Source organism: Pedobacter sp. ASV1-7, assembly GCF_040203335.1.
Classification (GTDB): Bacteria; Bacteroidota; Bacteroidia; order Sphingobacteriales; family Sphingobacteriaceae; genus Pedobacter.
On sequence record NZ_JBEHBV010000002.1, the window covers coordinates 388,899 to 403,531 of the forward strand.

Below are 14,633 nucleotides of genomic sequence, written 5' to 3' on the forward strand. Positions count from 1 at the left end.
GGACAGATTAACAAAATTAAGTTTTTTGTACGAGAGCTCGGTATTCCACCGGGCTCTTTCCATTTAACCTGTTTTTTATTCTTTTATTGTTATAGTAATGAATGTATTCTTTTAACGAAGCGATAAATTCTTCCGCAGTTTCAAAGCTCTGTCTGTATAGCAACTCTGTCTTCATAATCCCAAAGAAATTTTCGGCCAGGGCATTATCTAAGCAGTTTCCTTTTCTAGACATGCTCTTTATAATTCCTTGTTTCTCTAAAGCCTTTCTATAGCCATAATGCTGATACTGCCAGCCCTGGTCAGAATGAAAAATAAGCCCTTTTGTATCTTTTACTTTATCAAAAGCCTTGTATAACATTTCCTCTATCATCTGCATGTTTGGACTGTTGGAGATACTATAAGAGATAACTTCTCCATTGAACAGGTCAAGTATTGGAGAGAGGTAGATTTTCTCTCCTTTGATGTTTACCTGAGTGACATCCGTAGCCCATTTCTGATTAGGCAAACTTGCCTTGAAATTCCTTTCAAGTAGGTTGGGGGCAATTTTACCAACTTCACCTTTGTATGAGCGATAGCGGACTTTCCTGATATTACATTTTAGGTCCAATGTTCCCATTAATCTTTGAACAGTCTTATGATTTATACTATAACCCAAGTTCTTCATTTCGGCCGTTACCCGTCGATAACCATACCTTCCTTTATGCAAGTGATAAATGCGGACAATATCTTCTTTTTCATGTTTGTATTTATCATCAACATTCAAGCGCTTGCGATGATAATAAAATACAGAACGAGCCATCTGCTTGCAATTCAGAAGAATTGCAACATCGTGTTCGGGCCTTAGTTCTTCGATGGCTTTTGCCCACTCCTGCGTTCGCGGGCTTCTCTTTCCTTGACTAAGGCCGTGACTTTTTTTAGTAGTGCGTTCTCGGCTCGCAAACGGGCATTCTCTGCCTGGAGCTTCTCTAATTCTGTTTCAGGTTCATGCTTCTTTGATCTTCCCATATCTTTAGGTGGTCGTCCACGGTTCTTTTGTTGATATAATACAGCATATCCCTCAACTCGTACTGATCTTACCCAGCGCTCTAAGGCAGTCTTGCTTACCTTGTATTCCAGAACAACCTGTGTTAAAGGTACTCCTTTTTCTATGACAAGCCTTACAACTTTTTCTTTGAAATCAGCCGTGGGCCGGACATTAGGTTGTTTGTGCAGCCCACTTTCACCATAAAGATCATATTTCCGAACCCATTCCAATATCATGTGTTCGCGGATATGGCGTTCGAGGGATATGCGCAGAATCGGCTTTCCCTTTCTTACTTGAGAAACTATATCTAGTTTCTCTTCAAATGTGTGTTTTGTCATAAATAGTGAACCCCAAAAGTTTTTGTCTAACTTTTGGGGTTCACTTCACGTTAAGTCGATTACAACCCTTTTTCTTTTACAGTTCAACCATTGCCTTGATTACCCCATTTTTAGGATCGAGCCAACTTTGAAATTCATCTTTTACACCGCTAAACGGAACTTTATGTGTAATGTAGGTTGTAGGTTCCACCAGTCCGGCTTTCATCGAAGCAATCACATGTTCAAAGTCTTGTCTGGTTGCATTTCTACTGCTTATTAATGTTGCTTCGCGTTTGTGAAATTCGGGGTGATTAAAGGATATATTTTCCTTTTGCAATCCAATCAACACAAATCTGGCGCCATGTGCCAAATATTGGAATGCATTATTGATCGCTTTTAAGTTACCAGTTGCATCAATTACAACAGTAGGCATATCACCACCCGTAATATCTTTTAATTGCTGTAACACATCCGGAGCCATTGCATTTACTACATATGGTACTTTTATTTTATCCTTACAAAAAGCTAAACGTGCGTCATTGATATCAAGAGCAATTACTTTTGCCCCAGCAATTCTTGCAAACTCCATTGCCCCTAAGCCTATAGGCCCTGCACCGATCACCAATACAAACTCATCCTTTTGGATTGCTGCACGACGAACGCCATGTGCACCAATAGCCAGTGGCTCAACTAAAGCCAGTTCTTCAAAACTTAAACCCTCACCATGAATCAGTGTATGCGATGGAACTGAAAGGTATTCTGCCATACCACCGTCTACGTGAACACCGCAGACCTTAATATCTGTACAGCAATTGGGTTTCGCACTACGACAAGCAATGCATTTACCACAATTAAAATATGGAATAAATGTAACTGACTCCCCTTTTTCAAAACCGTCAGCACCTTCGAATTCAAGCAGTTCGCCGGAAAGTTCATGTCCTAATATTCTTGGATAACTAAAAAAAGGTTGAGTTCCTTCAAAAGCGTGTAAATCAGTACCACAAATACCTATTCTTTTGATCTTTATAATTGCATTACCAGGAGTTAGTAAAGGTCTCTCCCGTGTGATATACTCGAATGTTCCCGGCGTAGTGCAAACTAATGTCTTCATTAATGTTATTCTTTATACTTAATTAGAACTGATACTATTATGCATTGGCCAAGGACCGATCTAAATGAACATATCCTCCATCTACATGAATAATTTGCCCTGTAGTATGACTAGATCGTGCAGACATCAAAAAAACTGCCATATCCGCTATTTCCTCCGGTGTACTCATTCTGTTTTCAAATGGAATTTTCGAAGTGATTTCTTTCAATTTCCGTTCAGCATCAGGCAATGTTTCAATCCAGGCCTCATAAGCTGGAGTCCAGCATTCAGCAACAACTACCGCATTTACCCTGATGCCATGTTTTAATAGTTCTACAGCCCATTCTCTGGTCAATGCATTTCTCCCTCCATTAGCAGCAGCATAAGCTGAAGTATTTCCCTGCCCTGTTTCAGCTGTTTTAGAAGTTATATTTACAATTGTCCCTTTACTTTTTATAAGTTCAGGTAAGGCAAAATGAGCCATCAAATAGTAATGAACAACATTTTTATGCAATGACGCCATGAAATCTTTATAATTCCCATGCTCTAATCCAACACCATCATTTACACCCGCATTGTTTACTAAACCGTCAATCCGTCCAAATTGAGCAACAATAGCCTTAATAGTATTTTCACAGGCATCCGGATCGCTCAGTTCAGCGGCTACCTGGGCAGCACGGCCTCCCGCAGCTAAAATCTCGTCCACCACTTTAATGTTATCGCTTTCCTTTCGGCCAACAACTACTGCAATTGCCTCCTCAGCAGCAAGTAAAATGGCTACTGCCTTCCCTATTCCTTTAGCTCCTCCCGTAACAATAATAACCTTATCTTTTAACTGTAAATCCATCTCACTATTTATTTATTTCTTACTCAATTGCTTGCTAATCCAATAAATCAGGTCTTGTCCCGCATTAAAATTATTATACTCAGCAGGCAGTTTTCTTCCATTTACATACTCATCGTATAACCACGGATCTCCAATTGCAAATACGGTGCCTTTACCCAATTTAGCAACAGCCATCATATCATCGCCATCTTTATCCTTAAGTACGGATTTTGCAGGTGCTGCTAATTTCAAAGTACTATACTCTTTTATGTATAATTGTTTCGCAGTTTTAAAAATTTCATTTCCAGCGGGAACTAATGCCTTCCCCATCTCAAACTCGTTTTTTATCACACGTCCTTTACTATCCTTATTAAATTGGATACCGAAGTTTTTAGCCAGCTGATTAAAATGGTCAAACTCAGAATTTCCTATGTCATTTCCCATCAGCAGCAATACCCCACCTGCTTTTACCCAACTGGTTATTTCTTTAATATCGTTGGCACCAACATAATTAGGTTTAGGCGTTTCCTTTTCTGTATCTGGATCCACAATAATATAAACAGAAGCACTTTTTAAATTTGCAGCTGTAGGTGCAGTAAAAAGTGTCGAAGTCTTAAAGCCAGCATTGTTAAACTGCTCTCCCCACATTGAAAAACCTGGATTAGACATTTCATCCCATTTATAATGCCATGAGATTTCATTACCACTTTGGTCTTTTTTCTTTTCATTATTGAAATAAGAATCCAACAATACTGTTTTACCCAAACCAGGTTTAGGCATTGCTGCCATTTCCATTTCATTAATAGCCTTTAAAAATGCACCAACCCCTTTTGGATCATTGGTAATCACTTTTTCACTCATGTAATATGCAAAGCTACCATCGCGATAAGGTTTACCACCTAATCCCGACACTGAAACTGTACCTTTAAGGTTAATCATGTTTTCTGAGCGCTGTTCTACAAATTCCTGCTGCATCCCTTTGTAACCTTTATCGGCTACAGCAAAAAATGAAGCTGGTAAATATTGCAATCTTACACCTTTAGCAATAGAATAAACAAACATAGCTGATGCTGAAGATTCAAAATAATTCCCTTTATCATTAGGACGATCTAAAATATCATACCATACCCCTGTTTTATTATTTTGAACACTTTTTATTGCTACTGCCAGGCGGTTTAAAATATTAATCAACTCTTTCCTCTTCGGATGATCTTTAGGAAAATAATCCAATGCATCAACCAGGGCCATGGCATACCAACCCATAGCTCTTGCCCATATATGTGGTGATAATCCCGTTTTAGGATCAGCCCATTTTTGTTCTTTCGATTCATCCCAACCATGGTAAAGCAAACCAGTTTTCGTATCTCTGGCATGTTTTTCCATGTAGATGAATTGATTGGCTATATCATTATAAGCTTCCTTATTGTTAATCAAAGCAGCATATTCAGCATAAAATGGCTGCCCCATATACAAGCCATCCAGCCACATCTGATAAGGATAGATCTTTTTATGCCAGAAACCGCCTTCTTTTGTCCTAGGATGTTCTTTTAATTGATCCCAAAGCGTAGTCGCTGCTTTAAAGTATTTTTGCTGTCCAGTTACTTTATATAAAGTAAGTAAAACTGTACCATTCTTTACATTATCAATATTATAATGGTCCATACGGTAAGCATCAATAACACCATCTGCTGAAATAAACTGGTCCATTTGCTTTTGAACATATTTAAAGTACTCGGCATTACCAGTTCTTCTCCATATCTCGTTCATTCCATCTTGTACCACACCATCATCATAAGACCATTTTTTTGATCTTTCCTTCCATACCTCCATAACAGTTGCCGCCATTTGATCTGATAAAGGCTTAGCCTTTGATGCAGTGATCTGGGCATTAGACTGAAATACAGTTGTGAGCGCAAATAAGCTTAATATAAGGGATTTCGTTTTCATCATACTTGTTGTCTTATATTGGTTTATACAAGTCTACACAGTTTTAAACAGTGATTTTAGTAAAACGGACAAAATAAATACGCAATCGTTGCCGTAAATCTATTTCAATAGGTTAACTATGTCTTTTCTTCTTGATTCAGGGCTTACCTTTAAGCTTTCCACCTTACCATTCTTTAATATTCCCTCAACGATTGTTTGCTGGGGAGCATGCAATTTAAAATGTACATCCCAATCCTTTGGCCAGGCAGGAAATAAATAAAGTTTCCCAGCATGACTTTGCAAGAGCATTTCCTGAAGCCCTATCATTCCAGAACCTCCCCAATTATGATCTGGTACCCAATCAAAACCAGGTCCCCAAAAAGCCGGGAACCTTCTACCTGAATTTTTTAATTTCAACAAAGTCAGTTCTGCTGCCTCTTTTGTTAAGCCCAATCTGGCTGCAAAAATATTATCCTGCTTCCATCCAATATGACTTCTAAATTTCAATACATCGGTATCATATTTAAATGTATTAATAGCAGTATCTAATCCTGGCCTACCCAATCCATAAATCCCCCATGGATACACTGGGTATAATTGTGGGCTTTCAGTATTATTTATCCTTTCCCATAGTTTTGCGGGAGCGATAGTAGTATGTCCATTAAATTCTTGAAAAGTAATTGGAGGAATACGCTTTAACATAGATGTCCAGCTAATTCTTTGGACATCAGTTATCCCTTTAAGTTCTAACAGACTGTTCAATACTGTTTTTAGTGCAGCAATAGTAGAAGTGGCATTATAAGTCATTTTATAAGTTTCAGTTGCTGAACCTGGATATAAAACCAGATGTCCATTTGCATCTAATACCTTACTTCCTCTCTTTTTCGCAAGATAGGTATAGTGTTCATCAAAAAAGCTTAAACAGCTTTCTATAAACGGAAGATATACTTCGACATCTTTTCCAGCATAACTTTGTGTTTCCAACATCATCTGGCAAAACTCCAGAACAGTATCCCATTCATATTCAAGCCAGGCATTATACTCCATACCCTTATCGTAGTCTGCAGGTCTTTTCCAATTGTATTCAGCAGGATTAGGCAGCGCAAAATTCTCTAGCTGCTCTGTAAAACTAGCCCCCTTATGTCCCCAGTAAAACTCGCTTCTAATTTCCGCATTGCGTAATAAACGGGTATAAAATTCAAATTGCGGACGCATCATATCGGCATCACCACTTCTTAACATCGGCCAGTATACCAATCTCTGATTTTGAGCAGTATGGGTACCTCCTCCCCAATTTCTAAAATCAGGTGTAAACTTTAAAGTCGAATCCACATATACAGGATCATAAGTAAATAACCCTCCGTTAAATTTAGTTGGATAAACTCCATAAGCATTGGCTCCTAACATATAACGAAACAACTGATAATTACGACTAATTTCTGCAGCTAAAGGTTCAGAACTATTTTTGATGTCAATAAAACTACGATTCCAATAGTTTTTCCACCAATTCTTAGTACTTTCAAACGCGGCCTTACTGTTGAACGCAAAAGATGCAGTTTGATTTAAACCATGTAGCCATTCTGCAATTGTCTCTGTTTGTGCTGTATGTAAAGTAATTGAAAGCTTCATTGCTTTTTCAGCTTTTGAAGTTTTAAACTTCCAGCCTTTAAATGGTGTACCAGCATAAATACCAGTATAGGTTCCAGCTGGAGTCAATCCTTCCCCTTGCATTAAACCTCCAAAAATCAAATTGCGCAATGGGTTATACAATTCGGCCTTACGTGACTTCAAACCTTGCTGATTTACAGCAACATCAAAAATAGTATATGCTTTATTCTGATGAAAAAATAGCAGGTTATTGTTTTTAAAAGTAATACTATCTTTAAAGGTTTTAACTTCACCCTGTGGTGCCCATTTATAAGAATTTTGATTGTTCTCTTTACCTTTAGTTATTCTATCATCATATCTCCAGCTTTCAAATCCTGCTTCTGCAACAGTTTTTTGATTACTTTTTACTTCCAAGTGTACCAATGGTTTAAATACATCAACCCAAACTTTAACTTCTGTATTTAACCCAGATTTTACACCTGTAATTTTTACATAGCCTTCTTTTAATACAAGCTCTTGTTTAAAAGAACTATTTTCATCAAAAGGGTTAGGACTTAACTTTAACCTAACCCTTCCAAGCTTTAACAAGGTATTATTTTCATCAAATGTCCCACTCCTGGAAATGTAAAACATCACATCACCATTTTCCACCCATACGTTAAGGCCTATATCACCACCACCACAAGGCATAGACCCTGCGGAATTCTCACTCTGACTTGCCCATACTACATTGTTATCAAACTGCTTATCCTGCCCAATAGCAGTAAATAAACAGCCCGAGAGTAACATAATACATAGACCTATAAACTTCTTTTTCAAAATTTTTAATTTAATTATTACCAATCATCCGTTCTAAAGGATGACACAGGTAAACCATCAGTTCCAAATAAATCACCTATTACAAAATCCTTAAAAGCGTAACGTACAGCCACTGGAACTGGAACAGCCGCTGCTGAAACAATAACCTCAGTACCTTTTATCACCGCATTTGCAGGATGAAATACCTTATCAGCACCTGCAACTTCAAATAGTTCCAATGTTTTCCCAAAAGCTGTTAATCCATTTGGTGCATTGCTAAATTTAATGGCTACAGTGCCATCACTAATGCTCATAGACTCATAATCAGGACTTGCATAACCAAAACCTTTCATACCGTAAGTCTTATTTAAGGCCAGATAAGCCAGACGATGTCCTACTTTTTCTTTATTTGCTGGATGAATATTATAACTTTCTCCTACATCCATCAATACTGCCATACCGGAATTTGGAATTTTAAGTAATGACTTCCTTTGTGCATCCCTGATATAGGCTGAGTTCGTTTTACCGGCAGTTGCGATTTGTTCTGGTTTCAAATATCCAAAAGGAGCAATTTGAACATAATAAAAAGGAAATTCTCCCATGCCCCATACGTTACGCCAATCCTTAACCATAGCAGGAAACAAATCTTCGTATTTATCTGATTCTATTCTGTTAGACTCGCCTTGATACCAAATAGCACCCTTAATGCCATAACCAATTACAGGAAACAACATTCCATTATATAAAGTTGTTGGAGTGCGACTAGCTACTTTAATCACATCTGTTTTTGCTGGTATTTTAACTTCTGGAAACGAATTTAACGATTCCGGAGACATCCATGCTTGTACGCTTGAACCTCCAAAACTATCATTAATCAACCCAATAGGTACTCCCAACATTTCACTTAGCAACTTCCCAAAGTAATAAGCTGAAGCACTAAAATCAGCCACAGACTCAGGATTAGCAACCTTCCAATCCGACGGCTTACTGTTGTCTTGTCTTACCGCAACAGAAGAACGGGGAACAGTATACAATCTGATCTGAGAATTAGCAGATTTCAATATAGTTTCATTAGAACCTAATATCGGCTGACTTCTAAACCCTTTCATTGGCATTTCCATATTAGATTGGCCACCACAAAACCAAACTTCGCCAATCAAAATGTCTTTTAAAGTAATATTCTTACCATCGCTGATGGTTATCTCATAAGGGCCACCTGCTTTAGGAGTCGCAATTTTTAATTTCCACTTCCCAGTCTCATCGGTTTTAACTGTATATTTCTTCTTATTCCATGAAGAAGTTAAAGTTACCAGACTATTGTTATTTGCCCAGCCCCAGATTGCTACATCAGTTTGCTGTTGAAGCACCATATGGTCAGTAAAAATAGAGGCCGGTTTAACCTCTGCAGAAGAGAAATTTAAATTGCTAATGAGTAACAACGCCGTTGCTACTGATTTAAAAATGTGTGTGTTAAATGGTTTCATCAGACTAAATTATTATTTTGATCTGTATATTTTTCTAATTCTACCGTTTTTATCTAATATTAGTTAACCAAACTAAAGATTTGCTTAAAACTATCGACCTTATCGACTAACAGGTAACCAAACAGACATTTCTGAATGCCCCCTGTTACCCCAAGCGAAATATGGTACAAGCCTGATTGGAGTAATCGCATTAGACCTATTAATTGGTCTATATAACACGTTCTTCCAGTCTTTATTCTCAATTACTTGTGCATTTCCATCCAGACTCATCATATTGGCTCCAGCGATTTGCATCGGATTTGCCCTTAAGCTGATGTTTGAAGGTATTAAAACATTGAAAATACGCTTACCTGGCAGATCAGGAGATTCCAGACAATAAACAACAGGTCCACGTTTAACCGCAACCTGATTTCTATTTTCTTCTACAAGTGGATTTGATTCCAACAACTGAGCTTCCATTGGCAATACAAGTTCAATCCAATCTCCAGCTTTCCATTTACGGTTTAGTTCCGCATAAGTACCAGGAGTTAACACAAGATTCTCCGCTTTACCATTTACCTTCACCGCTGCATGTGATGCCCAGCCTGGAATACGTAAGAACATAGAATAAGGCTTATTCGCGGTTGATTTAACATTGATTCTGATATTGCCATCCCAGGGATAATTGGTTTCCTGTACTAAGGATACATTAGTCCCTTCACTTAAAGTAGTCCTGATAGTATTTCCACCATATAAATTGAACCACAATCCTTTATCGGAAATACTATAAGCATAATCACTTACTTCTGCAATGGTACGCACAACATTTGGAGGGCAACAATTAGATAGACCAATGTAAGGTACGCGATCTTTAGACCAACGTTGTTTAAATGGAAGATCATCCGAATAACTTAAAGGATTGGTGTATAAGAACTTCTTACCATCCAGACTAATGCCAGATAAAACACTATTATATAGTGCAAGCTCCATTACGTCTGCATACTTTGCATCTCCACTGATTTGTAACATACGCCAGTTCCATAATACATTTCCAATATTGGCACAAGTTTCATTATGCGCAGTGAAATTTGGTAGCTGAAAATCTCTACCAAAGGCCTGATGTATCTTTTGAACTTCAGTAGGGTTGTAAGATGTGCCATCAGGAGAAGTACCATCATATAAAGAACCACAACCACCTGTAACATACATTTTATGCTGATTTACATCATCCCACATCAAATTAAGGGTATGCATCAAAGAATCATTTCCAGTTTCAGCATACAAATCTGCCACACCAGCATACAAATAATTAGCCCTTACAGCATGCCCCATTGCTTTAGTTTGTTGTAGAAATGGAATCCTGTCCTGATTATCATCAGTACCGTCCTCAATTTTACCTTTAATAGCAATCAGATGTTTTGCCAATTCCAGATAACGGGGATCTTTAATAGTACGATACATTTCTACTACTCCCATATAATGCGAGGGACAAATGGCATTTCTAGCCAATGTAGGAGATGCTTTCTTATAAAAATTGTATAAATATTCCGTAGCCTTTTTAGCTACATCCAATAGATTCTTTTTTCCAGTAGCCCTATAATGCACACAGGCAGCCGTCATTAAATGACCAATATTATAAGCCTCAAAACTTAGTCTATCTTGAAACTGATTATCAGAGCCAGTCTTTCGCTGCTCTATCATCGCCTTAGTATAGATATATCCATCCTCTCGCTGCGATTTGGCTATCACAGCTATAGACTGATCCATTTTAGCCAATAACTTCTTATCGTTTGTTGAAGCATACATGCTGGCCATAGCTTCTAATGTTTTATAGTAATCACCATCATGAAAGGATGGCCCTTTGTGTGATCCTGTATCTAATCCCGCAGCTATTTCAAAATTCTTAAAAGCATGACTAATGTTTTCATCATTATAAATATCCCACATATTAGGAACCATTGTTTCTTTAGCGACCTTAAACCGATCAGCCCAAAAACCTGTAGTCCAGCTCACGTCTTTCATATTCGGACTATGCAATTTTGCATGAATGCTGGCTTTAGTATTTACAAGACTTTTATCTTGTGCAGAACTATCCGAAAACAGAAAAAACAATGCAGCGTATGTACTATACAACAAAGCTTTACTTAGCCGTACTTTTATCCTTTTCATCTGGTTTATATTTTGGTATTCTTATAATTTACTTAATAACCTGAATACTTACAGGCCCTAACAGACCAGCCTTCAGTAAAGGTTTACCTTCAAGCCTATAAGGTGCTGTAGTTTTGGTGATTCTTTTATTTTCAGGAAGACGCTGATCCCCAATCAGTCGATTTGCCCAGGTATTGCTTACTTCTATAGTTAACTGATTTTTTCCTGCTTTAAGTGCTTTGCTAATGTCTACCCGATAAGGGGGAGTCCATACTGTTCCACAATCCACACCATTTACTTTTACTGATGCGATATCGGCGATTTTACCCAAATCCAGAAAGGTTTGCTGTTGTTTGCCCTTATTATAATTAAAGTCTTTGGTATAGATAGCAGTTCCTGAATAATACCTGACAAGTGAATCAGCATTTTTGCTCCAGTCCTGAAGTTCTTTAAATACCAATGGCTTTGACGGTCCACCATAACTGGCATCAAAACTAACTCCCCAATCTCCTTTTAATACCTGTACCGTGTTAAACACATCAAAATTAGCTTGACCGATAGCTGGACTTTCTGAAACAGCATTATGGTCAAAAGTTAAAAATACAGAAGCATTGGCAGCTAATTCAAGCTGCATTTCCAACCTGCCATTTACAAATTTCCAATCTTTAGCTTTCCTAGCTTTACCTGTAACAGCGTCGTAAAACTCTGGAGCACCATTAACATCATAAATCCTAAATGAAACATTTAACAAACGATCTTTATTCAATTGATTTGCAATAAAATAAACATCCTTACTTTCCGTTTTCCGATGTGTATAGGCTATACCTTTGGCATAAGAATCATACCCTAAATCTTTTAAAACCAAATCCCGATCTAATCCTAAGGCAGTGAATGTTTCATCCTGATAAGGTCCTATAACTACTCGTCCTTCACCTAATTTACCAGGTTTCCATAACTCATCAACTAAGGCTTTAAAGTCAGCAGCATTAACCTGTTTCCGTCCCGTTTGATATAGAGGCTTCTCATTCAACAATACCGTTGCCCCGGCTTTTACCAAATTCAATAATTGCTTCAGTGTTTCGAAGTTCATATATTGATAATTCGGATTCATTGCAGTTTTACCCGGAATGACTAATATCGCATAATTGGCACCGCTAGCAAATACTACCCTTTTATCTTTAACAACAGCAGAGCTCAATACATCAGGATTAAAAGAGTCATAAGCATAACCACGTAGAGGATTTACCCAATTTTCAGGATCAGCCATATTAGCCGAATGATTTACTCCAGCTGGCTTTTGCCTTAATGGTTGTCCGGCATTCAACAATCTAACACGCTCCGCTTCTACTACATCCTTTCCAAAAATACCAGGTAAAAAGGGAACTAAACGATCTGGCAATACAGACCTCCTAGGGATTTCATCACCAATAAAAACAGCAATATCCGCTACCGGTTTACCTTGCTGCAACAGTACTTGTGCACGTTCCGCATAATCTACCCATGCTTTCCCAGGTTTCCACCAGGTTTGGTCGCGCTGAAAATACAGCCCTACACCATCAAGTGTCATCCCTGGTTTTCTATCCATCCAAGGGTTATGAACATACACATGATAGATCAATTTATTGATTCCCAAGGCATAATTCCGGTCTTGCAAAGTTTTTATATTCCCTGGATGCTCGCTCCAATCCATACGCACAGTTGTAAAAGCTTCGGCTTGCACAATATTTTTCCCGTATATATGCGCACCTGAAATGGCATCCATAATGTCGTTCAGTTTATCGTGAGTCGGACTATTTAACCAAAATTCACCCATTGGTACATCAACTGTTTTAAAATGCAGCAAACCATCGCTGGTCATAGTTGGGGCTACACTTTCTGCTACAAGAGTAATTCCTTTTTCTTTAGTAAGAGTAGCAATAGTTGTATAAAACTGATCAATAATCAGTTCTGAAATGGTTTTACGCAAATCGTATAGAAAGCCTTCAGAAGCTGCTGCACTTTGTACAGGTACACCAATTATTGCAGGCAGATATGGCATCATATCATAACCTCTTCGCTTTTTAAATTCCTCAGCAATTACGGGCGACCAGTTCTGGCTACCACATTCCCAACTCTCAATAAATAAGTCGGTCAGCACTTTAGATGCAATCTCTGGCCCTCCGCGTTTTAATGCTTCACCGTACCAGCTATCAAATTGTAACTTCACAGCCACAGGATTAAACTTATCACATTCAAGTCCTTTACCACCTCCACCAGTTGCATTAGTATGACCTGTAGAGGTATGTCCTATCCTTAATATTGTCCAATCTCCTTTTGGGGCATTCCAATTTAAACTACCATCGGCATTTAATTTTGAAGTAAGGTTAATCATTTTATGCAAAGGCACACATGACTTTTCAGGAACTTCTTCTGCTGTACTACGTTTACCAATTCGCCATACTGCTCCTGATTTTCCCTCATATTGATTAATACGAGCTTCAGCAGACAACTCCAGGTTGACCAATTTTAAAGATGGTTTCCACTTAGCGGCATCCAAATCCTCGGCTCCAGGCTCTGAACCGGTTTTATCATATACAAAACGATAATGCTTCGCTGTAACTGCTTTAATAGAATGCGTAACATCAGCATCAGTATCCTGCCAGCCATGACGTGGTGGTACTAAGCGACCTATAGAACGAAAAACCTTTCCATCGTTACTAATTTGTACTTCCAGACGCTGCGCCTGATAATTATTTCCACCTGTTTTAATGGTTATAGTCCTGGCTGTAAACGGATGTTCAAAATCATACTGAATCCAGCATGACTCATTACTACCAAAGTTCTTTTTATTCCCGGGAATAACCAATCCGCTTGCATCGTTACCATTACTGGTGCTTATCTTTGGAACAATTGTACGTGTAGAAATACCGGCACCCTCTGTAGATGGGTAAGCGTAAACAGCAATATCTTTGTAATAATTCTCAAGAGTTTGAGGTTGTTCCAACTTAATATTCGAAGTCTTACCACCCTTAATATTCAATTGAGTAGACACCACCTTCTGCATAGAAAGTTCAGGAGTGATCCATGGACCACCAGCAAGAGCAAAACCGTCACTTACATGCATACCCAGTTTTAAATCCAGACGCTTAGCTTCCTGCATGGCAAAAGTTACCATAGCCCACCATTCGGGGGTTAACTGCTGAGCTGGCGGACTAAACAAGGGTGGGTTACCTACTCCTTTTATAGACATGAGGTATGCACCTCCAATACCTGCTGTTTTCATAGCTTCAAGATCAGCTGTAATTCCAGGCTTTGAAACCCCGGCCTGAACCCAATGCCACAATACCCAGGGTTTAGTTTTATTGTAGTTTTGAGCATGTACTGACATTGCTGTCAGGTTATACCAAATTACAAAAGCCAATAAAATCCCTTTTCCTTTAAAACTCATAAACAA

Annotated in this window: 8 protein-coding genes and 1 pseudogene; all 9 read right to left on the reverse strand. The window is 38.3% G+C overall.

All coding sequences use genetic code 11. The features are described from left to right. Positions 1–16 precede the first annotated feature (16 nt). The 9 genes and pseudogenes from ABDJ41_RS06690 to ABDJ41_RS06730 all read right to left on the reverse strand — a co-directional run bounded on the left by ABDJ41_RS06690 (position 17) and on the right by ABDJ41_RS06730 (position 14,627). Positions 17–970 carry an IS3 family transposase gene (locus ABDJ41_RS06690; protein ID WP_349785378.1) on the reverse strand — a complete coding sequence of 318 codons (954 nt, stop codon included), beginning with the start codon at positions 968–970 and terminating at the stop codon, positions 17–19. After that, positions 934–1,362: pseudogene (locus ABDJ41_RS06695) on the reverse strand (transposase); the annotation flags it as partial. The pseudogene ABDJ41_RS06695 and the gene ABDJ41_RS06690, both read right to left, overlap by 37 nt. 76 nt (positions 1,363–1,438) lie before the next feature. Further along, entirely contained in the window at positions 1,439–2,452 is a 1,014-nt protein-coding gene (locus ABDJ41_RS06700) for a zinc-binding alcohol dehydrogenase family protein (RefSeq protein ID WP_349785088.1), read from the reverse strand. Positions 2,453–2,489: 37 nt separating this feature from the next. Beyond that, the gene (locus ABDJ41_RS06705; protein ID WP_349785089.1) at positions 2,490–3,278 is read right to left on the reverse strand and encodes an SDR family oxidoreductase; all 789 of its coding nucleotides are present in this window, start codon (positions 3,276–3,278) and stop codon (positions 2,490–2,492) included. A 12-nt stretch (positions 3,279–3,290) separates the two neighbouring features. Further along, entirely contained in the window at positions 3,291–5,207 is a 1,917-nt protein-coding gene (locus ABDJ41_RS06710) for a glycoside hydrolase family 88/105 protein (RefSeq protein ID WP_349785090.1), read from the reverse strand. A 96-nt stretch (positions 5,208–5,303) separates the two neighbouring features. Next, positions 5,304–7,610, reverse strand: coding sequence for a DUF5703 domain-containing protein (locus ABDJ41_RS06715; protein WP_349785091.1), 2,307 nt, complete (start codon positions 7,608–7,610; stop codon positions 5,304–5,306). A 17-nt stretch (positions 7,611–7,627) separates the two neighbouring features. Next, positions 7,628–9,073, reverse strand: coding sequence for a sialate O-acetylesterase (locus tag ABDJ41_RS06720; protein WP_349785092.1), 1,446 nt, complete (start codon positions 9,071–9,073; stop codon positions 7,628–7,630). Between the two features lie 99 nt (positions 9,074–9,172). After that, a complete protein-coding gene (locus tag ABDJ41_RS06725; protein ID WP_349785093.1) occupies positions 9,173–11,221 on the reverse strand; it encodes an aceric acid hydrolase in 2,049 nt (682 codons plus the stop codon). 28 nt (positions 11,222–11,249) lie between these two features. Further along, positions 11,250–14,627, reverse strand: coding sequence for a glycosyl hydrolase (locus ABDJ41_RS06730; RefSeq protein ID WP_349785094.1), 3,378 nt, complete (start codon positions 14,625–14,627; stop codon positions 11,250–11,252). Positions 14,628–14,633 lie beyond the last annotated feature (6 nt).

What these genes read in the sequence shown, in the direction of transcription:
- ABDJ41_RS06700 (WP_349785088.1), bottom strand. Translation starts at nt 2,452, where the DNA reads ATGAAGACATTAGTTTGCACTACGCCGGGAACATTCGAGTATATCACA.
- ABDJ41_RS06705 (WP_349785089.1), bottom strand. Translation starts at nt 3,278, where the DNA reads ATGGATTTACAGTTAAAAGATAAGGTTATTATTGTTACGGGAGGAGCT.
- ABDJ41_RS06710 (WP_349785090.1), bottom strand. Translation starts at nt 5,207, where the DNA reads ATGATGAAAACGAAATCCCTTATATTAAGCTTATTTGCGCTCACAACT.
- ABDJ41_RS06720 (WP_349785092.1), bottom strand. Translation starts at nt 9,073, where the DNA reads ATGAAACCATTTAACACACACATTTTTAAATCAGTAGCAACGGCGTTG.
- ABDJ41_RS06725 (WP_349785093.1), bottom strand. Translation starts at nt 11,221, where the DNA reads ATGAAAAGGATAAAAGTACGGCTAAGTAAAGCTTTGTTGTATAGTACA.
- ABDJ41_RS06730 (WP_349785094.1), bottom strand. Translation starts at nt 14,627, where the DNA reads ATGAGTTTTAAAGGAAAAGGGATTTTATTGGCTTTTGTAATTTGGTAT.